Origin of the sequence: Pelosinus sp. sgz500959 (assembly GCF_042610375.1) — a bacterium.
Taxonomy (GTDB): Bacteria; Bacillota; Negativicutes; order DSM-13327; family DSM-13327; genus CTSoil-075.
The window spans coordinates 69,001-92,132 of the sequence record NZ_JBGJZL010000008.1; the positions used below are offsets into that span (position 1 = coordinate 69,001).

Annotated in this window: 25 protein-coding genes and 2 tRNA genes; 5 read left to right on the forward strand and 22 right to left on the reverse strand. The window is 38.6% G+C overall.

Annotated features, from left to right (window positions below; translation table 11 throughout):
* Nucleotides 1-19: 19 nt before the first annotated feature.
* The 15 genes from ACAN52_RS13635 to ACAN52_RS13705 form a co-directional block, all read right to left on the reverse strand.
* Nucleotides 20-280: a stage V sporulation protein S gene (locus tag ACAN52_RS13635; RefSeq protein ID WP_378955451.1), complete on the reverse strand. Its 261-nt coding sequence runs from the start codon at nt 278-280 to the stop codon at nt 20-22.
* An 80-nt stretch (nt 281-360) separates the two neighbouring features.
* Nucleotides 361-1,416, reverse strand: coding sequence for an elongator complex protein 3 (locus tag ACAN52_RS13640; protein ID WP_378955452.1), 1,056 nt, complete (start codon nt 1,414-1,416; stop codon nt 361-363).
* Between the two features lie 139 nt (nt 1,417-1,555).
* Nucleotides 1,556-2,281 carry a ribonuclease III gene (rnc, locus tag ACAN52_RS13645; protein WP_378955453.1) on the reverse strand — a complete coding sequence of 242 codons (726 nt, stop codon included), beginning with the start codon at nt 2,279-2,281 and terminating at the stop codon, nt 1,556-1,558.
* 7 nt (nt 2,282-2,288) lie between these two features.
* Nucleotides 2,289-3,530, reverse strand: coding sequence for a beta-ketoacyl-ACP synthase II (gene fabF, locus ACAN52_RS13650; protein WP_378955454.1), 1,242 nt, complete (start codon nt 3,528-3,530; stop codon nt 2,289-2,291).
* A gap of 21 nt (nt 3,531-3,551) precedes the next feature.
* Nucleotides 3,552-4,499 carry an NAD(P)H-dependent flavin oxidoreductase gene (locus ACAN52_RS13655; RefSeq protein ID WP_378955455.1) on the reverse strand — a complete coding sequence of 316 codons (948 nt, stop codon included), beginning with the start codon at nt 4,497-4,499 and terminating at the stop codon, nt 3,552-3,554.
* Between the two features lie 97 nt (nt 4,500-4,596).
* Entirely contained in the window at nt 4,597-4,833 is a 237-nt protein-coding gene (locus ACAN52_RS13660) for an acyl carrier protein (protein ID WP_378955456.1), read from the reverse strand.
* A 30-nt stretch (nt 4,834-4,863) separates the two neighbouring features.
* The gene (gene fabG / locus ACAN52_RS13665) at nt 4,864-5,607 is read right to left on the reverse strand and encodes a 3-oxoacyl-[acyl-carrier-protein] reductase (RefSeq protein WP_378955458.1); all 744 of its coding nucleotides are present in this window, start codon (nt 5,605-5,607) and stop codon (nt 4,864-4,866) included.
* A 1-nt stretch (nt 5,608) separates the two neighbouring features.
* Complete coding sequence (fabD, locus tag ACAN52_RS13670; RefSeq protein ID WP_378955459.1) at nt 5,609-6,553, reverse strand: ACP S-malonyltransferase; 945 nt, start codon at nt 6,551-6,553, stop codon at nt 5,609-5,611.
* Nucleotides 6,554-6,585: 32 nt separating this feature from the next.
* Nucleotides 6,586-7,527, reverse strand: a complete 942-nt coding sequence (gene fabK, locus ACAN52_RS13675; protein ID WP_378955460.1) for an enoyl-[acyl-carrier-protein] reductase FabK — start codon at nt 7,525-7,527, stop codon at nt 6,586-6,588.
* Entirely contained in the window at nt 7,520-8,536 is a 1,017-nt protein-coding gene (locus tag ACAN52_RS13680) for a beta-ketoacyl-ACP synthase III (protein WP_378955461.1), read from the reverse strand. Before ACAN52_RS13680 ends, fabK begins: the two co-directional genes overlap by 8 nt.
* Nucleotides 8,520-9,545, reverse strand: coding sequence for a phosphate acyltransferase PlsX (gene plsX, locus ACAN52_RS13685; RefSeq protein ID WP_378955462.1), 1,026 nt, complete (start codon nt 9,543-9,545; stop codon nt 8,520-8,522). The genes ACAN52_RS13680 and plsX overlap by 17 nt, the downstream gene beginning before the upstream one ends.
* Nucleotides 9,542-10,120 carry a transcription factor FapR gene (fapR, locus tag ACAN52_RS13690; RefSeq protein WP_378955642.1) on the reverse strand — a complete coding sequence of 193 codons (579 nt, stop codon included), beginning with the start codon at nt 10,118-10,120 and terminating at the stop codon, nt 9,542-9,544. The genes plsX and fapR overlap by 4 nt, the downstream gene beginning before the upstream one ends.
* Before the next feature lie 135 nt (nt 10,121-10,255).
* A complete protein-coding gene (rpmF, locus tag ACAN52_RS13695) occupies nt 10,256-10,438 on the reverse strand; it encodes a 50S ribosomal protein L32 (protein ID WP_378955463.1) in 183 nt (60 codons plus the stop codon).
* A gap of 47 nt (nt 10,439-10,485) precedes the next feature.
* Entirely contained in the window at nt 10,486-10,992 is a 507-nt protein-coding gene (locus ACAN52_RS13700) for a YceD family protein (protein ID WP_378955465.1), read from the reverse strand.
* Between the two features lie 154 nt (nt 10,993-11,146).
* Nucleotides 11,147-12,343, reverse strand: a complete 1,197-nt coding sequence (locus tag ACAN52_RS13705) for an acetate/propionate family kinase (protein ID WP_378955466.1) — start codon at nt 12,341-12,343, stop codon at nt 11,147-11,149.
* Between the two features lie 158 nt (nt 12,344-12,501).
* Between ACAN52_RS13705 and ACAN52_RS13710 the strand changes: the two genes are divergently transcribed.
* A complete protein-coding gene (locus ACAN52_RS13710) occupies nt 12,502-13,749 on the forward strand; it encodes a nucleotidyltransferase (RefSeq protein WP_378955467.1) in 1,248 nt (415 codons plus the stop codon).
* A gap of 114 nt (nt 13,750-13,863) precedes the next feature.
* Nucleotides 13,864-15,129 (forward strand): sporulation integral membrane protein YlbJ, encoded by a 1,266-nt coding sequence (gene ylbJ, locus ACAN52_RS13715; RefSeq protein WP_378955468.1) that lies wholly within the window; start codon nt 13,864-13,866, stop codon nt 15,127-15,129.
* Between the two features lie 253 nt (nt 15,130-15,382).
* On the opposite strand, the gene ACAN52_RS13720 is transcribed toward ylbJ, so the two are convergent.
* The 3 genes from ACAN52_RS13720 to rsmD all read right to left on the reverse strand — a co-directional run bounded on the left by ACAN52_RS13720 (nt 15,383) and on the right by rsmD (nt 17,007).
* The gene (locus ACAN52_RS13720) at nt 15,383-15,889 is read right to left on the reverse strand and encodes an ATPase (RefSeq protein WP_378955469.1); all 507 of its coding nucleotides are present in this window, start codon (nt 15,887-15,889) and stop codon (nt 15,383-15,385) included.
* 66 nt (nt 15,890-15,955) lie between these two features.
* Complete coding sequence (gene coaD / locus ACAN52_RS13725; protein ID WP_378955470.1) at nt 15,956-16,438, reverse strand: pantetheine-phosphate adenylyltransferase; 483 nt, start codon at nt 16,436-16,438, stop codon at nt 15,956-15,958.
* Complete coding sequence (rsmD, locus tag ACAN52_RS13730; protein WP_378955471.1) at nt 16,438-17,007, reverse strand: 16S rRNA (guanine(966)-N(2))-methyltransferase RsmD; 570 nt, start codon at nt 17,005-17,007, stop codon at nt 16,438-16,440. The genes coaD and rsmD overlap by 1 nt, the downstream gene beginning before the upstream one ends.
* Nucleotides 17,008-17,204: 197 nt before the next feature.
* On the opposite strand from rsmD, the gene ACAN52_RS13735 reads away from it, so the two are divergent.
* The 3 genes from ACAN52_RS13735 (at nt 17,205) to ACAN52_RS13745 (ending at nt 19,125) form a co-directional block, all read left to right on the forward strand.
* Entirely contained in the window at nt 17,205-18,893 is a 1,689-nt protein-coding gene (locus tag ACAN52_RS13735; protein ID WP_378955472.1) for a DUF4127 family protein, read from the forward strand.
* Between the two features lie 72 nt (nt 18,894-18,965).
* Nucleotides 18,966-19,042: transfer RNA gene (locus tag ACAN52_RS13740), tRNA-Pro, on the forward strand.
* 7 nt (nt 19,043-19,049) lie between these two features.
* A tRNA-Gln gene (locus tag ACAN52_RS13745) sits at nt 19,050-19,125 on the forward strand.
* A 68-nt stretch (nt 19,126-19,193) separates the two neighbouring features.
* Here ACAN52_RS13745 and fusA read toward each other — a convergent pair.
* The 4 genes from fusA to ACAN52_RS13765 form a co-directional block, all read right to left on the reverse strand.
* Nucleotides 19,194-21,278 (reverse strand): elongation factor G, encoded by a 2,085-nt coding sequence (gene fusA, locus ACAN52_RS13750; RefSeq protein ID WP_378955473.1) that lies wholly within the window; start codon nt 21,276-21,278, stop codon nt 19,194-19,196.
* Nucleotides 21,279-21,599: 321 nt separating this feature from the next.
* Nucleotides 21,600-22,145 (reverse strand): cob(I)yrinic acid a,c-diamide adenosyltransferase, encoded by a 546-nt coding sequence (locus ACAN52_RS13755; RefSeq protein WP_378955474.1) that lies wholly within the window; start codon nt 22,143-22,145, stop codon nt 21,600-21,602.
* Between the two features lie 27 nt (nt 22,146-22,172).
* The gene (gene ndk / locus ACAN52_RS13760) at nt 22,173-22,592 is read right to left on the reverse strand and encodes a nucleoside-diphosphate kinase (RefSeq protein ID WP_378955475.1); all 420 of its coding nucleotides are present in this window, start codon (nt 22,590-22,592) and stop codon (nt 22,173-22,175) included.
* 17 nt (nt 22,593-22,609) lie between these two features.
* Entirely contained in the window at nt 22,610-23,119 is a 510-nt protein-coding gene (locus ACAN52_RS13765) for a gamma carbonic anhydrase family protein (protein WP_378955476.1), read from the reverse strand.
* Nucleotides 23,120-23,132: the final 13 nt, after the last annotated feature.

A 23,132-nucleotide genomic window follows, 5' to 3' on the forward strand; every position in this document is an offset into this window, starting at 1 on the left:
TTGTAAAAATTTAAGAAAACTATCTAGGTTCCACAATAAAACGAATCGCAGTGCGCTCTTCACTGTCAATTACAATTTCAGCAAAAGCAGGAATGGCGATCAGATTAATACCATTAGGCGCAACAAATCCTCGAGCTATAGCAATTGCTTTTATTGCTTGATTCACTGCCCCGGCCCCCACTGCTTGTACTTCAGCAGTGCCTCTTTCTCTTAGCACCGCAGCCAAGGCGCCTGCTACAGATTTAGGATTTGATTTTGCAGATACTTTTAGAACATCCATTATGTAACCTCCTTTTGGTATCAGGGCTTACTATACTCTATAGTATTCTGTTCATTTCCTAATAATTCCTCTTTTAGAATTTAAATGCAATAAATCATTTTTTTATTGATGATATAAGATAGATTTTGATACTCAATCAGCACTTCATCTAACTTTAGACCATCAGCCTTCAGCACAAGCTGATCCATATTGTATATGCGCTGTAGTTTCTTTATATTACAATTTGACATGCCTCTTAGTTTAGAAGTATCACGAGTATGATGATGAACCAAGATCTTACTATTTTTTTCTAATATAACGCTTTCAGCAAAATGAGCAACCATCAAATAAAAAAGATAGGAATCAACCATTTCACCAAAAGCGGGATGATAAGGTCCTGCGAGTACAATCTCAGGGTTACCCAGATCTTCCGTCGCTTGCAAACCAGTGCGAATGACTGGTATATGATATTGAGCAAAAAGTATTTTCAAATAAGCAGCGCGACTGACTCCTCCGGAGATAGGCAGAGCATCGTACCTCCCATCATTGTACATTGTAGCCAATTGAGTATTAGCAATCACAAGAGTGGGATAAACACGCACAAAATCAGGCGCAAGCTGAACAATGCCTTGCGCAGTGCTAATAAGGCTTGCCCAATCTTCTCCAGGCAGTCCTGGCATGACCTGGATACCACAAGAGAGCCCCATCTTTTTAATCACAGCAACAGCTTGCACAACAGCACCACTGCTATGCCCTCTCGCACTTGCCTCTAATACTTTGTCATCAAGAGATTGTACACCAAGTTCAATCGTCGATACCCCAAAGTTAATCAAATTTTGTACAATTCCCTCCGTAATACAATCTGGACGTGTTGAAAGACGAATGGCATGAATTTTTCCACACTGTAAAGCCTCATAAGCAGGTGTAAGTAAATCTTGCTGAACTTTAAGATCAAGAGCGGTAAAACTTCCACCATAAAAAGCAACTTCAATATGACGTTTTTCAGTGATTCTTACTAGATGTTCTTCAATGATACCAGTAACTTCTTGAGCTGATACTGGCACTGTCTGACCCGTTATTTTTTGCTGATTGCAAAATACACAAGCATGTGTACATCCATAATGAGGAATGAATACGGGGATAATATAATGTTTCATTATGCCTTCCTCCAAGACAAGGGACAAGGGGACAGGTTGAGTGTCCCAAAACAAAGGGGACACTCAACCTGTCCCCTTGTCCCTTTTATAGTAAGAAAAGACTTGGCCTATGCCAAGTCTTGAGACGCAGGCATAAGCCCTAGTCGTTTATCACTTTCAATTCAATTAACGCTTGCTTTGCAGCGTGCTGCTCAGCTTCTTTTTTACTTTTACCTTGTCCACTACCCAACTGTTTTCCATTAACGTGTACTGCCACCTTAAACACCTTATGATGATCAGGGCCCGTCTCATCGATAATTTCATAAATAATCTTACTATCAGTGTTTTTCTGAACAACTTCTTGAAGCAGTGTTTTATAATCTTTCACATATTCACCGCGAGCAAGGAGTGATAGGTCTGTTTGAAGTTGCTTCAACACAAAAGTAGCCGTATTTTCAAAACCATTATCGAGATAAATAGCACCAATAATGGCTTCAAAAGCATCTGCCAAAATAGATGTCCGCTCACGGCCACCTGACCCAGCTTCACCTTTTCCAAGAAATAAATATTCACCAATGCCAAGTTCTGCTGAGCAACGTGCTAAAGTAGGCTCACAAACGACAACAGCTCTCGCCTTTGTCAATTCTCCCTCAGGAAGATTTGGAAATTGGCGAAATAAATATTCGCTCACAACAACATCCAATACAGCATCACCTAGAAATTCTAAACGTTCATTATGCAGCATCGTTGTATGTTTACATTCATTTGCATAGGAAGTGTGAGTAAGGGCTTGATGCAGAAGATTGACATTCCCAAACTGCACACCCAATTTGGTGGAAAGTTTTTGCAATGCATGTAGTCTATGCTTGTTTAGCATTTCACTCATCACAAACCTAGTTTTGGAACTTCTTCAACAGAATCGTTGCATTATGGCCACCAAAACCAAAAGAATTAGAGAGTGCTACATTGACAACTTGTTTACGAGCTTTATTCGGAACATAATCCAAATCCAATTCTTCATCAGGAGTTTCATAGTTAATTGTTGGATGAATTATATCATTTATTAATGTCAATGTCGTTGCAATGCATTCGATACCACCTGATGCACCTAATAAATGTCCAGTCATGGATTTAGTGGAACTGACGGCTAATTTAGATGCATGTGCACCAAACAATGATTTAATCGCTAATGTCTCATTTTTGTCATTCATAGGAGTAGAAGTACCATGAGCATTGATATAATCAACAGCCTCAGGTTCAATGCCTGCATCACGAAGAGCCATTGCCATACATTTTGCTGCTTGCGCTCCTTCAGGGGCAGGGGCTGTTATGTGATAAGCATCAGCATTAAAGCCATAACCAATCACTTCTGCAAGAATTACGGCACCTCTAGCAGTAGCATGTTCCAAAGATTCAAGAATCACGATACCAGCGCCTTCACCCATTACAAAACCATTACGGTCTTTGTCAAAAGGACGAGATGCTTTTTCTGGTTCATCGTTACGAGTCGACATAGCTTTCATGGAACAAAAACCAGCAACTGCAATGGGAGAAATAGCAGCTTCAGTACCACCGGCTACCATTACATCAGCATCTCCACGTTGAATGACCTTAAATGCATCACCGATGGCATTTGTACCTGTTGCACACGCTGTAACAACACAACTGCATGGTCCTTGCAATCCAAAAGTAATTGAAGTTTGTCCTGCAGCCATATTACCAATCATCATAGGTATAAAAAACGGGCTGACACGATTAGGGCCTTTATCAAACAGATTTTTATATTGATCGTGAAGGGCATCCATGCCGCCAATACCAGTACCAATCATTGTACCAATACGAGTCAAATCTTCTGATGCCAAATCAATACCTGAATCATCAAAAGCCATCTTGCTAGCCGCAACGGCAAACTGAGTGCAACGATCCATTCTTTTTGCTTCTTTTTTATCAATATATTGAGATGGGTCAAAATTCTTAACCTCACCCGCAATTTGTGTAGTATATTCACTTGCATCGAAACGAGTGATCTTACCCACGCCAGACTTCCCAGCTAATAGAGCTTGCCAAAACTCGTCCTTACCAATACCTACAGGTGTCACTGCACCTAAGCCCGTTATTACAACTCGTTTTTTCAAACAAACTCACCTCTTATTAATTTAATTTATAGTTTCAACTTCTGCGAGAAGTCGATTGAAAATTTCCTTAACCGATAGTATTTCATCTATTTTATGAATGTACTCACCAGTAAAGACTAATCCTGTTTCCACATCACCTTGCTGAGCACGAATTAATGCCTTAATTATGCAAAAATTCTTTTTGCAGTGTTTTAGGCAGGCATCACAGGTTTCAGGGGTAGGTGCAGTACTTCCAATAATTTTCTCTGCAAATGGGTTATTTAGCGCACGACCAGGTAGTCCTACAGGACTGTCAATGAGAACAATATCTTCTGGTCTGGCTTTTAAATAAAATTCTTTTAAGGCCGGGGCTGCATTTGATTCGAGACTAGCAGCAAATCGAGTTCCCATTTGAACTCCACTTGCACCAAGTTTCAATGTTTCTACGATATCATGACCGCTCATCACACCACCAGCACCAATAACAGGAATTTTGACTGCATTAACAATCTCAGGAAGTATGGAATGAAGCGCTTGATCAGTACCTAAATGTCCGCCAGCTTCTTTACCTTCAACGATGATCGCGGCAGCTCCTAATTTTTCAGAAATCTTAGCAAGTTTTGCAGATGATACAATTGGCACGATTGGTGTGCCAGATTCTTTTCCTAATGCAAATACATCCCGAGAGAAACCTGCACCAGCAACAACTAAATCAATACCTTCTTCAATGGCTGTTTTTACAATACCTGAAAACTCTCTCGCTGCAACCATTATATTGATTCCGATAATACCTTTGGTTAAAGAACGAGCTAATCGAATTTCATTACGCAATTCGTCAAAACTCATACCAGAAGCAGCAATGAGTCCAATACCACCGGCTTCGCCTACAGCCGCCGCTAATTTTGCTGTAGAAATTCGTATTGCCATCCCACCTTGTATAATGGGTATAGCGGCCACCAGATTACCTATTTTAAGTTCTGGAAGTTTCAAGTTACAATTCCTCCATTCGCTAGCACATTATCTTTTAAGAAAGTCCCGCGAAAAAACATAATTTCACGGGACTTTCTTCTTTTGAACACAAAAAGAATTAAGCTTGCTTTTCTTTTTCTATGTATTCTACAGCATCTTTTACAGCTTTCATTTTTTCAGCCACTTCATCAGGAATTTCAATGCTGAATTCCTCTTCAAATGCCATAATTAATTCAACAATATCAAGAGAATCAGCACCTAAATCATCGATAAAAGTTGAATCCATAGTCACATCAGCTTCCTCAACACCAAGTTGTTCTACTGAAATTTGTTTAACTTTTTCAAAAGTTGTCACGATATCACCTCCTTTCAATAGTGTATTTCTTTACATTACCATACCGCCGTCAACATTTAAAGTCTGGCCAGTAATATAATTTGCTAAATCAGAAACTAAGAATACAACTGCAGCTGCGACATCATCAGGACTCCCTAATCGTCCTACAGGTATTTCAGACACTAAATTTTCTTTAATTTGTTCTGATAAAACAGAAGTCATATCTGTATCAATAAATCCTGGGGCAATGGCATTCACAGTAATACCTCTTGAAGCTAATTCTTTGGCCATGGATTTTGTGAATCCAATGACACCAGCTTTAGCAGCAGAGTAATTCGATTGACCAGCGTTCCCAGTTAAACCAACAACAGACGTCATATTAATAATCTTACCACATTTTTGTTTCATCATGACACGTGATACTGCTTTTGTACACATAAAAATTCCTTTTAGATTGGTATTCATGACAGCATCCCAATCTCCTTCTTTCATGCGCATTAATAAATTATCACGAGTAATGCCTGCATTGTTGACTAAAATGTCAATTCGTCCAAAAGTTTCCGTAGTTTGTTTGACGAGAGCTGCTACAGCCTCTTCATTTGCTACATCAGCTTGTACAATGATCGCTTCTCCACCAGCTGTTTCAATTGTAGTTTTAACTTCTTCAGCCGCAGCTAGGTTACCAGCATAGTTAATCACTACTTTTGCACCAGCTTTTGCTAAAGAAATTGCCACTGAACGTCCAATTCCACGAGAAGCACCTGTTACGATTGCAACTTTTCCATCTAAGAGCATTTTAATTAACCTCCTTGAAATAATCAAGGTTTTTTTCTAAAGAAGCAAGATCTTCCACATTTGTAATATCACATTCTTTAGTAATTTTCTTGGCTAGAGCCGATAAAACTTTACCAGGTCCAACTTCAACAAGTGTCTTTGCACCATGTTTTATAATTTCAGCCATGCAATCTTCCCATTCCACAGGACTGTCAGCTTGCTTAACCAATGATACTTTAATTTCCTGACCATTCGTAATGATTTCACCATTGATATTAGCTACAACTGGAATAAGAGCATCATTCACAGTGATCTTTGCTAATTCAACTTCTAATCTTTCTGCTGCCGGTTTCATAAGAGTGCTATGAAAAGGAGCACTGACAGGCAACATAATAGCGCGTTTCGCACCTGCGGCTTTGAGCATTTCGGCAGCTTTTTCCACTGCTTCTTTTTTACCAGCAATCACAATTTGACCAGGGCAATTAAAATTAACTGCTTGTACTGCACCAAATTCTTCTTCAGCTTTCTGGCAAACTTCAACAACAGTCTGACGATCTAAACCGAGTACTGCAGCCATACTGCCTTCACCAAGCGGAACAGCATCTTGCATGAATTGACCACGTTTACGTACTAATTGCACGGCATCACTAAAAGATAAAGCACCTGCTGCAACTAAAGCTGAATATTCACCTAGGCTGTGTCCAGCTACAATATTAGGCACGATACCATGCTCTTTTAATACTTCATAACAAGCGATACTCACTGTTAAAATTGCTGGTTGAGTATTAAAAGTCTTACGCAGTTCCTCTTCAGGACCATTAAAACATAAATCCGTGATAGAAAAACCTAAGGCTGCGTCGGCTGCATCAAATACAGCTTTTGCCACAGGAAAACGCTCATATAATTCTTTTCCCATGCCGACGGTTTGCGATCCTTGACCTGGAAAAATAAAAGCTATTTCTTTCATATTCTACCTTCCCTTTACCTATATAAGTTAAATTAGAGATTCTCATTAATCCCATTTAATACTGTTGGTATATCTCTCATAATATCTTGAATGATATCATCAACTGATTTAATATTTTTAATCATCCCTGCAATCTGACCAATCATAACGGAACCATTATCGACGTCACCTTCACGAACTGCAATGCGTAGTTTACCTGCACCCATACCTTCAAGTTCTTCAGGAGATGCACCATTTTTTTCCATTGCTTCATAATCACGAGTAAATTTATTGGTGATGACCCTTACTGGATGACCAGTAGCAATACCAGTCACAACAGTTGAACGATCTTTAGCTTTCAAAACGGCTGTTTTATAATTGTCATGAGCAATACATTCCAGTGATGCAACAAAACGTGTTCCAATCTGAACACCTTGTGCACCTAAAGCCAATGCCGCTACAAAACCTCGCGAATCAGCAATTCCGCCTGCCGCAATGACAGGAATACTTACAGCATCAGCAATCTGAGGGATTAAGGACATGGTAGAAATCTCACCAATATGTCCGCCACTTTCCTGACCTTCAGCAATAATGGCATCTACGCCAATTCGTTCTAGCCTTTTCGCTAATGCAACCGATGCAACAACAGGAATAATTTTAGTTCCAATTTCTTTTAATGCTGGTATATATTCACCAGGATTACCAGCGCCTGTCGTAATCACAGCTACTTTTTCATCAATTACGACTTGCATGACCTCTTTAACAAAAGGAGACATAAGCATGATATTAACACCAAAAACTTTATTAGTCAAAGTTTTTGCTTTTTGAATTTCCGTACGTAAAACATCTGGCGGCATATGACCAGCGCCAATAAGCCCTAATCCACCTGCATTCGAAACAGCAGCAGCTAGTTCTGCTGTCGCAACCCAAGCCATACCACCTTGTATAATTGGATATTTGATATTTAATATACTGCAAAGTTTACTTTTAAACAATACTTTTGCCCTCCTTGTACCATTTCATGACACAAGATGCCCAAGTCAGTCCTGCACCAAAGCCTACCAAAACTACGATATCGCCATTTTGGAGTTTATCATTTTTTATTGCTTCATCCATTGCAAGAGGAATGGACGCTGCGGAAGTATTGCCATATTTATCAACATTTACAACGACTTTTTCCATTGGCACCTTGAGCCGTTTGGCAGCCGATTGAATGATACGATTATTCGCTTGATGCGGAATGAGACAATCAATATCTTCATTAGATAATCCTGCATTGTCTAATGCTTTTATTGCAGCTTCCCCCATCACTTTAATGGCAAATTTAAATACATCACTACCACTCATTTGTAGAAAATGCTGACGTGCAGTAACACTTTCGACTGTAGCTGGTTGACGCGAGCCACCTGCAGGAATTTTCAGAAGTTCCCCTCCTGATCCATCAGCACCAAGATCAACACCCAAAATACCATAACCTGCTGGAACTTCTCCCAGAACAACAGCTCCTGCACCATCACCAAATAGTACACAAGTATTACGATCAGTCCAATCCAGAATTTTCGAAAGAGTTTCTGCACCAATCACCAATACTTTTTTATATAAACCAGTTTGTATAAACTGGCTACCAACAACCAAACCATAGGCAAAACCAGAGCAACCTGCTGATAAGTCAAAAGCTGCAGCTTTACTGGCTTTTATTTTATCTTGCACTAGGCAAGCTGTCGAAGGGAAAAGCATATCCGGCGTAGCAGTGGCCACAATAATCAGATCAATGTCATCGGCAGTTACGCCAGCATCACATAACGCTTTTTCAGCAGCATAGGCAGCTAAATCTGAGGTCGTGATATTGGGTTCAACCACTCGACGTTCTTTAATACCTGTACGATCTACAATCCACTCATCAGATGTTTCTACAATTTTTTCCAGATCTTTATTGGTAATGATTTTATCTGGAACATAACTACCAATACCAATAATACCTACGGATTTATTCTTCTCCTGCACTCGTAACAACTCCTTCTTGCGCGATATTTTCGCGTATATGTTCAACAACTCTATTTTGTGTAAATTCATTTGCAACACGGATGGCATTTTTAATCGCCTTGGCTTTTGAACTGCCATGACAAATAATAAAGCATCCATCAACTCCGAGCAATGGCGCTCCACCATATTCGGCATAATCAAGTTTATTTTTTAAGCTTTTTAATGCCGGCAGAACAATCAGAGATGCAAGCTTGGTTAAGATACCACTGCTTTTGACAGCTTCTTTGACCAATTGCATAATCACACTACTCAGTCCTTCACCTAATTTCAATACCACATTGCCAACAAATCCATCACAAACTACAACGTCAACTGTCCCTCTTGGAATATCTCGTCCTTCAACGTTGCCAATAAAATTGATAGTTTGTAATTTTTGCAGTAAGGGATATGTAGCCAAGGACTGTTCATTACCTTTGGTTTCTTCTTCACCTATATTTAATAATCCAACACGAGGATGGTTAATATTCAAAATGTATTCTGCATAAATAGAACCCATGACTGCACTTTGCACTAGATGTCTTGGTTTACTGTCAACATTAGCACCGGAGTCTAATAAAACTGTTGTTCCAGTCAAATTAGGGATCGGAGTTGCAATTGTCGGGCGTTCAACACCTTTAATTCGTCCGAGTCCAAATAATGCAGCTGCGACAGCTGCTCCTGTACTACCTGCCGACACGACAGCATCACAAATACCCTCTTTGACCAATCGTGTTGCGACAACGATTGATGCATCTTTTTTCTTGCGTGCAGCTACACTTGGATGTTCATGCATTTCAATTGTTTCACTGGCATGACAAATGCTAATCTTAAGATCTTGCCAATTTCCAACGTGATCTAAAACTTGCTTTATTTGAATTTCATCGCCAACTAAAACAACTTCGCATCCATACTCTTTAACAGCTTGTATGGCGCCGAGTACAATTTCTTTTGGTGCATAATCACTGCCCATGGCATCAACGGCAACCTTCATTCATTCTCTCCATTCCATGGTTCCAATGAGACCATAATAAATTTCGCTCGAAATACTTCTTGTTTTTCATTGCGAGTTTTCACCCAAATAAAATATTTATTACCACGTGTCCGCATGACCTCAGCTTTAGCTACTAATTTTTCACCAACATGAACAGGGCTTTTATATTTTACGTTCGCTACACCAGTGAGTGCCGTCGGAGCATCAATCACAGCAAGAGCCAATGAGTTGGCCTGTGAAAACACATAATGTCCGCGCGCAATTTTGGTTTTTTCAAAAACCATATCAGGGGTAATCATCATGACAGAAATCCCCTGCACACCTAGCTCCAAATCAATGAGTTCACCAATAATTTCACCGCTAGCGATAGCTTTTAATTTATCCTGAGCACTTTCTGCCATCTGTTTAGTGCGGCCGCGCAATTCAGGTATACCTAACTCTAAGCGATCCAAACGAATCGTTTGCACACTTACATTAAGTAATACGGCCAATTCTCCATCAGTCAGAAAAGGACTCGATTGTAATTTTTCTTGAAGTGTTGTTTGGCGTACTTTTTTCTGAATTCGCAATCTAATATCACCTAATTTTATTTCTTATATTGTTAACACTTAGTACTTAGTATTATAACCAGTTACTATTAAAAATGCAAGAAAAAACAATGAGCAAGAAAAAAGTTAAATTAACTCTTATCTTGCTCATTTTTAAAAATCTTATTCTGCTTTTGCTTTTATAACTACCTTACCGTTATAATTACCACACTCAGGACATACTCGATGAGGCATTTTCAGTTCGTGACATTGTGGACATGCAATCAAACCAGGAACGGTTAATTTCCAATTAGCACGACGTTTATCACGACGAGCTTTAGACGTTTTGCGCTTAGGTACTGCCATATTATTACACACCTCCTTAACAGGATTTCAACCATGATGACCATAATCTACTTTAAAAGTTGACTCAAAACTGCAAGTCTTGGGTCAATTACATCATCACTACAGGAACATTTTGCCGTATTCAAATTAATACCACATTGTGGGCATAATCCACGACAACTTTTACTGCATACAATTTTCAAAGGTTCGGCTAATATTATGCTTTCACGCACTAAATCGGCAATATCAATTTCATCACCATTATAATAAGCTAAATCAGCTTCTTCATCAACTTCTTCACTACTGTTTTCTTGATAATCGTCTCCAAAAGGAATGTCCATCTGAGTCGTAAAATCTTCTAAACAATAGCTACATTGATACTTAGCTGTAGCATGAATAACGCCTTTAATCTTTAATACTCGCCCATTATTTGTTAATTCGCCATCGACCTTTATTTCACTACCCGTCCAAGGACTTTCATCCTCGAGGTCTATTTCCCCAGCAGAAGTGACAAACTCAAATGTTTCCTGACTACCAATTTCTTTCTTAGCTTGTAGGACATTAATTTTCATCATTCTCCACCTCAACCTTCATCTATTATAGCTATCACTCTATATTTTGTCAACAAGAAAAGGTATACTTTCGCCAAATTCTTGAATTAATAAAATTTTCGAGCAGCGATTTGTAGTTGAACAAAAAACGATGTATGATGAGTATTAAAATGACCTTTTATTTGATGCAGATTTTTTTTGTATCGCGAGCAATCACTAATTCTTCATTAGTTGGAATTACAAATACTTTGACTTTTGAGCCATCAACACTGATTTCCCGTTCTTTGCCCCGAACATTATTTTTTTCTTTATCAATTTTAGTGCCTAGGTATTCTACGCCTGATGTAATATCTTCACGCATACCAATTGCATTTTCACCAACGCCAGCAGTAAAGACGATAGCATCTACACCATTCATTGCTGCTGCATAGCTACCAATGTATTTAACAACTTCATAGATAAACATATCAAGAGCTAATTGAGCCCGTTCATTGCCACCTGCAGCCGCTTTTTCAATATCACGGAAGTCACTTGACACACCAGAGATACCTAATACGCCTGATTTTTTGTTGATGTATGTATCAATTTGTTCCATCGTCATGTTTTCTTTTTTCATTAAAAACGGTATGATAGCAGGGTCAATATTACCACAGCGAGTTCCCATTACCAATCCTTCAAGAGGAGTGAAACCCATGCTCGTATCAATGCATTTTCCATTTTCGATAGCAGCAACGCTTGAACCATTACCTAAATGACATGTAATAATTTTGAGATTATTGGCATCGCGACCCATGATTTCAGCGACTCTCTCTGATACATATTTGTGGGATGTACCATGGAAACCATAACGGCGAATACCATATTTTTCATAAGCTTCATAAGGAAGCGCATACATGTAGGCTTTTTTAGGCATAGTTTGATGGAATGCAGTATCAAAGACCGCAACTTGAGGAACACCTGGCATTAACTCTGAGCATGCGTTAATACCTGAAATATTTGGTGGATTATGAAGTGGTGCCATTTCGGAGCACTCTTCAATCGCAGAAATTACACTTGGCGTTACAAGTACGGAGTCAGAGAATTTTTCACCAGCATGTACACCACGATGACCAATGGCATCAATTTCGCTCATACTTGCAATAACACCATGATTAGCGTCAACCAATGCTTCTAATACTAAACCAATACCAATCGTATGATTCTTAATGTCAGCATTAATCACAGTTTTACTTTTACCAGTAGGTTCATGGGTTAACACTGAACCTTCAAGACCGATACGTTCAACTAATCCTTTAGCTAACACCGATTCATCGTTCATCTCAAACAATTGATATTTTATAGAAGAACTGCCACAATTAACAACTAAAACTTTCATACATAATATCCCCCTTTTACTTGTATCTCTTATATCTCTATACAATTAAATTAAAATTCGACATAATCATCTTTTTTCCTTCTCGATTTTCACAAAGTAAATGGAAAAAGCAAATATTCAAATGTTCAAAATTTACTAATAACTGGAGTGACAAATGAATGCTACAAACAGTTGGTATTATTGCAGAATATAACCCCTTCCACAATGGTCATCAATGGCAGTTGGAGGCTGCAAAAAAACAGTCAGGTTGTCCTTTTTCAATTGGTGTGATGAGTGGTCACTTTGTGCAACGAGGCGAACCAGCCTTTTTTGATAAATGGAAAAGAGCCGAAATGGCAGTGCGCGGCGGTGTTGATTTAATGATTGAGCTACCAACAGTTTTCGCTCTGCGGAGTGCTCAGTACTTTGGAACTGGCGGCATTAGGCTTTTAAATTCCTTAGGCATTGTCAGCCACGTTTGTTTTGGCGCAGAGCATGCTGATCTTACGAAGCTAAAGAAAATTGCCACAGCAACCAGAGATTCACAAATTCTAGCAGATATGCACTTACGCTTACAAACAGGCAGTACGTACGCAGCTGCTCTAGGATACGCGGTGGAAAAAAATTATCATATTTCTGCTGACATTCTCAATTCTCCTAATAATATTTTGGCCATCGAATATTTACGCGCAATAGAAAAATTTGCACCTGATCTCCTCCCTATTGCCGTCACTAGGCAGCAATCTCACTATAATGATCTCACCATGACCGCACCTTTTGCCAGTGCAACAGCCATTCGAAACGCCTTGTTAAACAATCGATCTATTACTGATGAAATACGCTCAGCCATGCCTACAATGACTGCAGAGATGATCAAACAACTTTTTGCCGAGCAGCGTGGACCCGTTACTTTTTCTAATTTTTCTTCGATTATACTTGCCCAACTGCGAACTGCCACTCTTGAAAAATTAGAACAATTACCTTCTGTATCAGAAGGTCTGCACTACAAACTTCGCGAATCTGCTTTGGCAGCAACTAACATTGACCAGTTAATCACATTTTTGAAAAGCAAACGTTATCCTTATACTCGTTTACAACGTATTATTACACATTCTTTACTCGGAACGACTCAATCACAACTTGCAGTTTTTGATGAATCAGGTCCTTTATACGCTCGTGTATTGGCTTTCAATCAAAAAGGTCGTTTATTATTAAAACAAATGACTCAATATAGTACTATACCTATTATTACCAAAACAACACATTTTCTCAGCAGCAAAGAGCGAGATCATCATCATCTTACCCCATTACAAAAAATGTTATCCATCGATACTGTCGCTAGCGATATCTACTCTCTAGGAATGCCATCATCGAATTGGAATCGAGGAGCCTGGGATTTTCGTCATCCTCCTCTCTATATTCCATAGTATTTTTCTTTACTAGCTATGATTTAAACAATTATCTATCTCATATGGTTATATTATTCTCCCCTTTGTAATATACATATTACAGATCGCCCGGGTCGAGGAGGAGATTAGCATATGAGAACATTCGTTGGCAGTAAACGCTATCGATCGCGCCTACTCGCATATTTGATGGCCTTTGGTTCAGTATTTATCACAATCGCTATGGTTCAATATCCTAAAGATGCTTTTGATGCAGCTATTATGGGTCTAAATTTATGGTGGAATGTGGTTTTCCCATCCCTACTTCCTTTTTTCATTTTATCAGAAATCCTCATGGGATTGGGCGTAGTGCATTTTATTGGAATTCTACTTGAACCATTAATGCGACCACTTTTCAACGTACCTGGTATCGGAGCCTTCGCCATGTCCATGGGATTGGCCTCTGGTTATCCCATGGATGCTGTCATTACATGCAAATTTCGTAAAAACCAATTGTGCACTGCTGTCGAAGCTGAGCGTTTGCTGTCATTTACCAATACAGCCGATCCCCTCTTTATGTTTGGTGCAGTGGCTGTAGGAATGTTTGGTATACCCGAACTTGGGGCAACGATTGCCATCGCTCATTATCTATCTAGCTTTATTGTCGGTATAATTTTTCGTTATCACGGTCGAGAACGAGATCTGTACACGAAGGACCCTCAAATAACAAGCAGCAATATTATTATTCGCGCCTTACGTGCACTTTACGCAGCTAAACAGGAAGATAAACGTTCAATGGGGCAATTATTAGGTGATTCAGTAAAAAGTTCTATGAATACCATTTTACTCATCGGCGGATTCATTATATTATTCTCTGTATTTTTAGAAATCCTATCAGTTCTTGGTGTAACCGCTGTGTTAGCAACCCTATTTGCCGGATTACTACATTTAATTGGTTTTGATACCAACCTTGCTCCAGCTCTGGTCAGCGGTTTTTTTGAAATTGATCTAGGTGCTTTAGCCGCCAGTCAAGCCGATGCACCACTAATCGAGAAGGTGGTTATTGCGAGTGGAATTATTGCTTGGAGCGGAATCTCAGTCCACGGTCAGGTTGCCAGTATTGTCATTGAATCTGGAATTAGAATGTTACCTTATATGGTTGCTCGTTTATTACATGCTCTATTAGCAGCAGGAATTACGGTCATCTTGATGATTGATCCGGTCCATAGCATCATTAAATTATTAACTATTCCGGTTATGCTTACGCCAAATAATACGAATGCCCTCACTTCATTAATCACACGATTTGAGCAGGTTGGGTATCAAATCTTATTACTACTCAGTATTATGATCGCTTTATCAATTGCTATACACATTATAAAAGAACTCTATAGCCATATAAAAAAACACTCATCTTTCTAACCACAAGCAATGGTTTTAATATATGATCATATAGAGAAATTCTATCCTCACTGATAGAAACTTGAGTCATAGGATCAAAAATACACATTTTAGATCAACAAAAATAGGGGCAGGGATTATGTTTCACATGTGAAACATAATCCCTGCCCCTATTTTTTACGGAATCAGAAAGTATTACACTTTCTTGATTCCAAGTAAGAACGACTAAGGTTTCTGCCTGCGTCTGCGGACTTGGCACAAACCAAGTCTTTTCTTATCTGGACTGATTAAGTTCGTTGTGCCCGTGACGAGCAGCTTCGAGATTCTTTTCATTTCTTCTAGACTGAATGAGTTCATTATGACCTTGACGTACCACTTCTAATGTTTTTTCAATTTGTCCTTCTAGATGTTTAAACACACTATCCGCATATGAAATCGCATCATTACGCAGATCAGCAGCCTCTTTATTAGCCAAAATAACAATTTCATTACTTTGTTCTTGAGCTTGCTTGGCAATGATATTTTCATCGGTTAGCTTAATTGCATACATTTTTGCTTGTTCAACAATTTTCCGTGCCTCTTCTTGAGCTTTTTCTAAAATACGTTGACGTTCTGCAACAATTTGAGCAGCTTCAGCCACTTCATCTGGAAACTTTTCTCTCAATTCATCAAGTAACCGAATGACATCATCTTCTTCTAATATTCTTTTATTGGTAAAAGGCAAACGAGAACCGTCAGTTAATAAACTTTCTAACTCATCTAAAATTCCATCAATCGTCATAAATTCCTCTCCCAACTTGGTATTAATTTACCATATCTTTTTCATAAAAAATACTTTCTTTATATATTAAAATTTCGCCATTTGCTGATGTATTCTATCTTCTACACATGCAGGCACTAACCCTGTAATTGGGCCACCGAACTTAGCCAATTCTTTAATACCGCTTGAACTTAAAAAGGAATATTCACTACTCGTCATAATAAATACAGTTTCGATAACAGGATCAATTTTTTTAATTAATAAAGCACGTTGAAATTCATATTCAAAGTCACTCAATGCACGCAATCCTCGCACAATAATATTCGTATTTTGCTGACGTGCATATTCATTCAGTAAACCTGAAAAACAGTCGATACGAACATTAGGAATATGTTGTGTGGCCAATTTTAAGAGTTCTACTCTTTCTTCCATATCAAACAAAGGCTTTTTGTTCGGATTATGAAATACTGCCACAATTAAAACATCAAAGAGTTTACTGGTTCGTTCAAATACATCTACATGACCATTGGTCACTGGATCAAAACTTCCTGGACAAATTGCAATACGCACTATATAACCCCCTGCTTGGCTTCATATAATAAAAAGCTAATTAATGTTGCTCCATATTTTTCAGTACGTTTAAGTCGTAAATTTTCCCACTCATCAGTGATACCTTCATGCCGTGAATGTTCGATGACGACAATCCCACGGTCAGCCATAATTGACTGATTATCAATTTTTTCAAGTACGGCTTGTACAAAACCTTTTTTATAAGGTGGATCACAAAAAAGCAGATCAAAAGAAGCCTCAGACTGAGCTAAGCGATCTAACGCTCGTAATACATCATTTTTATAAATTTCAGTAAAACCGACTAATTTCGTATGCTGAGCATTTTCTTTGATAATATTAATACTTTCTTGACTATGATCAACAAAAACCGCTGATTTCGCACCACGGCTCAAAGCTTCAAGACCCAAATTGCCTGTACCAGCAAATATATCTAATACACGTGCATCAACAACGATATCACTGAGAATATTAAATACAGATTCTTTCACTCGATCAGCTGTTGGTCTCGTCTCAAGACCAGATGGTGCTTTTAATTTTGTGCCTTTGGCACTTCCAGTTATTATTCTCATATACATTCCCCTATAAGCGCATGCTATATTTAACATATTTTATAGTATACTACATAATTTTCAGTACACAACATTTATATTTTTTAATGAGAAATTACAGGTTTTTTTTAACGCTGGTCGAATGTAGTTAACTTGGATTAGATCGTAAAATGACAATCCATGTTAAAAATTTTCATTTTCCGTTAAAGAGGTGTCTTATGCTCAAATCACACAAAAGTCCATTTCTATTGATGATCTTGCTCATTTTAATTTCTATTGGATCTTACAGCTACAATGTAAAATCACACCATTCAAAGCCTATTTCCATTGATTATAAGGATTTTAATCAGCACTGGCTTACTATTTTATTACTGCCTCTTGACAGTCGGCCGCCCTGTACACAATTCGTTGTCCAACTTGCCGAAATGGCCGGTATCAACTTACTGATGCCCCCACCCGAATTATTAGATCATGATCAAACTCCGGCGAACAAAGTAGCCTTACGAAATTGGTTATATGAAACAAGTAAACAAACCCATGTTGCAATCATTTCAACAGATATGCTGATTCATGGCAGTCTTGTTGCATCTCGACTTTCAACAGGTACAACCCTTGACCGCGAAGATGTGCTAGCGCTACTAGAAACTATACATCAAGAAGTCCCTAACTTGCAAATGTATATTTTTAATATTATTCCCCGATTAATTCTTGCAGATAGTCAGGGAAATGCAGTTTTTCAAAAATATATGTTAAAGTATTCAATATTAATTGATCAAATTTATACTTTTGAGAACATCGAAGACATTAAAAAATTAACAGCATTAGAAAAACAGATACCCGCTGCTGTTATCAATCATTATATAGCTATGTATGAAGAAAATACAAAGTTAAACATGCGTTTAATGGATATGGTTGACGCAGGAATCATAAGCGGTTTGGTCATTGGACAAGATGATGGTCAGCCCTTCGGAATTCCCAATATAAGTAAAGAAAAAATTCAACATCAATTACTGCAAAAGCCACACTTAAAGGATAAAGTTTTTATTACGCGCGGCACAGATGAAGTCGCTTTGACATTGCTCGGTCATATCGTCACACAACGCTCCACCATTCAACCTCGTGTCTTTGTAAAATATTCAACACCTGAAGCATCGCAAATCACAATGCCTTTTATGCCTAATACTGTTGGTAAAACAGTTGAAGAAAAACTCAACCTCGCTGGCTGTTTGCCTGTTGACACTGCTGAACAAGCCGATTTTATTTTATATGTACATATTGGTACAGGGAAAAATAAATCTGCACTTTCAGCCTCAGCACATGAATTGCAAAATCTACTCAATCAGGATTATAAAGTCGCATTAGTCGACTTAACCGAAGATTTTCAGTTTTCCGAAACCCTCCTGCCCGTCTTAATAAAACAACATGCCGATATTACAAAATTTATTGCTTACGCTGGTTGGAATTCAACAAGCAACTCTATCGGTACTGCAATTACCCAAGCGTCCATTTTCAATTACGCTTTGACCAAACAAACATCCTTACCTGAACGCCTTTCATTATACCAACAGAATTTGGAATTTTTGACAGCACGTTTTTTGGATGATTTATATTATCAAAAAGAAATAAACCCTTCTACGAACAAAGAATTGCAACGCTTACATGTTGATCCATATCATTTAGCTTCTCGCTATTATCAAACTAACTATGAGATTCAAAAAAGAATGTTCAGTAAGGCTCGTTTGTTATTGCGGGAAGGATTATCCAATCACCCCATTACTGTCGATAGCACTCAAGGATCGCAAAAAATTATCATCACTGATTTAAGCATTAAGACTTATCTGCCATGGCAGCGAACTTTTGAGATATGGCTAACCCCAACCTTATCTTTAGGAATGATAACAGATTAAAATAAATAAAAAAAGTTTTTTATTTATGTTGACAAGAGTATTTCATTCCTGTATAATTAACAACTGTGAGATCGGGGCGTGGCTCAGCTTGGTAGAGCACCTGGCTTGGGACCAGGGGGTCGCAGGTTCGAATCCTGCCGCTCCGACCATTATTTTAGGGGTATAGCCAAGTTGGTAAGGCACGGGACTTTGACTCCCGTATGCGTTGGTTCGAGTCCAGCTACCCCTGCCATTACATTTAAGCAAAGACAAACAGTCAATCTTGTTAATAAGATTGACTGTTTTTTTTATTTATAACCTTTAATGTTCTTCTATTTTGTCTTTCTTTGCAGAATTAATAATTACTTCTGCAATTCGTTGTGGTACTTCATCATAATGAGAAAAATTTAAATCAAAACAACCACGACCTTGGGTGATCGAACGTAAATCAATCGCATACTTAAACATTTCCGACATAGGTACTTGAGCTTTAATCACACCTTGCCCCTGACCAATCGGTTCCATCCCTTGGATGCGTCCACGTTTACCATTTAAATCTGCAATTACATCTCCCATGAAAGAAGCAGGTACATCGATTTGAACATTACAAATTGGTTCTAATAAAGCTGGTTTAGCTTGTAATGCACCTTTACGCAAGGCCATCGTACTTGCAATTTTAAAAGCCATTTCTGAAGAATCAACATTATGATAAGAACCATCATAAAGAGTTACCCGAACATCTACCATTGGATACCCACCTAAAACACCACCGGTTAAGGCTTCACGCACACCTTTTTCTACGGCAGGAATGTATTGCCGCGGCACCGATCCTCCAAAAATTGAATCAACAAACTCAAATTCTTTACCAACTGGCAAAGGATCAAGTTGCAGCCATACATGACCATACTGACCATGGCCACCACTTTGTTTTTTATGTTTACCTTCAACTTTAACGCTACCACGAATGGTTTCTCGATATGGGACTTTAGGATTTGATAAAGCAACATCAACACCAAATTTACGTTTCATACGTTCAGCCATAATATCAGTGTGTACTTCACCGATTCCACTAATGAGCAGCTGTTTAGTCTCAGTATTTTTTACAACTTTAAAGGTTGGATCTTCATCCACTAACCGATGTAAAGCGTTACCTATTTTATCCTCATCCCCTTTGTTCTTTGCTTCAATGCACATAGTAAACATAGGTTTTGGATAGGTAATTGGTTCAAAAATAATCGGTTTATCCTTATCGCATAAAGAATCACCTGTTAAGGTTTCTTGCAACTTAGCCACAACGGTAATATCACCTGCATACACTTTCGTTAAGGCTTCTTGATGTTTGCCGCGCAAAGTAAAAAGATTGCCTACACGCTCCGCCTTTTCTCGTGATCCATTATAGAGCAGACTATCAGGTTTCATCATACCGGAAAAAACTCGTATGTAACTCAGACGTCCAACAAAAGGATCTGCAGTCGTCTTAAAGACCATGGCTGAAAAAGCATCCGAAGTTTGTCTTTCGATCAAATCTTTGGAAATAGGATGCATCCCAAGGACACTCTTCTCTTCTGGCGACGGTAAATAGGCCAATATGGCATCCAGAATTTGTTGACTACCAATATTTTTATAAGCAGATCCACACAATACTGGGAAAATTGTCGATTGAGAAATCCCTTTTAATAAACCTTTTTTAATTTCATCATCAGATAACTCTTCACCCTCAAGGTATTTACCTAATAATTCATCATCAGCCTCAGCTGCTGATTCAATGAGTTTTTGTCGTAATTCAAAAACAGCTTCCAACATATCTTCAGGAATATCGCTTTCTAAATATTGATTTCCTTGTTTATTCGCAGGCATGATAGCCTTCATTTTTAACAAATCAACAATACCCTTAAAACTGTCCTCTGATCCAATCGGCACTTGGATTGGTAAAACACTTGCACCAAATTTTTCTTGCATATCTTGTATCACACGATAAAAATCAGCATTTTCCCGGTCCATTTTATTAATAAATGCAATTCTAGGTAAATTCAGTTCCCCAGCATATTTCCACACTTTTTCCGTTTCTACTTCAACACCAGACGCCGCACACAGGACAACTAATGTACTATCAACAGCTCGCAATACACCTTTTACCTCGCCAATAAAATCAGCATAACCAGGAGTATCAATAAAATTTATTTTATGTTCTCGCCATTCACATGGCGCCAAAGCCGCACTAATTGTTACTTTACGTTTGATCTCTTCAGGTTCAAAATCAGCAATTGTTGTACCATCATCCACACGACCCATGCGAGTGATTGCTCCGGTATTAAAGAGTAATGACTCTACAAGGCTTGTCTTACCAGCCCCACCATGAGATATAATTCCGACATTTCTCAACTTGTCACTTTTGTACTCTTTCAATTGAAATCCCCCCTCATATTGATCCACCTCTTATTTTTACAATTCTCTGTTAATATTGAATTTTCCTTCTTTTTAATTTATGAATCGGCAAAATTAATAACCGCCTGATTAGGCGGTTATTTTGATGACTTATTTCAACAATTTTTGCAAAAGATTTGCATAATTCTACGTAGTGGTTTTGGTAATGACAAGACATAAACCTTTAACGGTTTCACCACTTTCGCCCCCTTATGACTTAAAACAACTTCTACGTATACCACACTATCTATTTTCAATCTATGCCGATGTGAGCCATTTGGTGCATACCAAGGGAATATTTCTTTATCCTATAAAATCGCCCTTCTCCTTCACCTTATTTTCTACCTTGATTTCTACAAGTTCAGTTCGTGACAGGATAAAACATAAATCAGATAAACGATTAAGGGTGATCAAGACATGTTCACTGACCTCTTCCTGTCTCGATAAACGAAGTACTTGGCGTTCAGCCCGCCTTGTTACAGTTCGCGCCAAATCCAAGGCCGCTGCACCAGCATTCCCACCTGGAATAATAAACGCATTTAAAGGAGGTAATTTAGCATCAAGTTGATCAATGTATTGTTCAAACTGAGCACTATGCTCTTGAGTAATATAATGTGTATCGCCAGCTACACTAGCAACTTCAGCCATGAGCATCATCAATACCTTTTGCGAGTTATAAATAATTTCTTTGACCTCAGTATTTTTTGACCAGACTCTTGCCAAACCCAAAGCAGAACTGATTTCATCAATTGTACCATAAGCTTCTACGCGCAGACTATCTTTCTCAATACGCTCGCCCGTTAACAAACCAGTTAAACCTTTATCACCTGTTTTAGTATATACTTTCATCCTCATCCCTGCCTTCCCTTTTTTCATCTAGTTACCAAACAGTTCATGATCTTCAAAAAAGATTTTAATTTCTCTGGCAGCACTCGTCGGCCCATCGGAGCCGTGAATAATATTTCTTCTCATAGTTGTTGCATAATCCCCACGGATGGTACCTGCCGGCGCATCCAAAGGATTCGTCGCGCCCATCATCATTCTAGTCAGTTTAATTGCATTTTCGCCGCATACGACCATGGCAATTAGGGGACCTGAGGTAATAAACTGAACAAGTTCTTCGAAAAATACTTTGCCTTGATGTTCAGCATAATGAATTTCAGCTTGCTCTTTTGATAACTGTAGCATTTTAATCCCAATGGGCTTTAAACCGCGTTGTTCAAAACGCGCAATGATTTCTCCACAAACGCCTCTCACAACAGCATCAGGTTTTAACAACAGTAATGTCTTTTCCATCCTTGTCCCCCCATTATCTAACGATATTTTTGGGATTCGTCATAATAGTGTATGGCCGATTGTCGAATGGCCTCAATTTCTTCAGCTGTTACAGTACGTACTACCTTGCCTGGTGAACCCATCACTAAGGAATTAGGTGGGATTTTCTTATGCTCAGTAATAAGCGCACCTGCACCAATAATGCAGTTTTCGCCAATTTCAGCATAACTTAAAATGATAGCTCCCATCCCAATCAGACAATTATTTTGAACATGACAAGCATGTAAAGTGACACCATGTCCTACCGTCACATACTCTCCAACAACAGTTGGGTGATCATGCATAACATGAACGGTACAATTATCTTGAATATTAGTATAACGACCAATTGTAATCGGATGCACATCACCACGAATAACAGTGTTAAACCAGATATTTGCACGCGGGCCCACACTAACGTCACCGATTACATAAGCGCCCTTTGCTAAAAATACATCCTCGTCGATTTTAGGGGTTATACCTTGATATGATATCAATTGATTTTCCACTACATTCCCCACC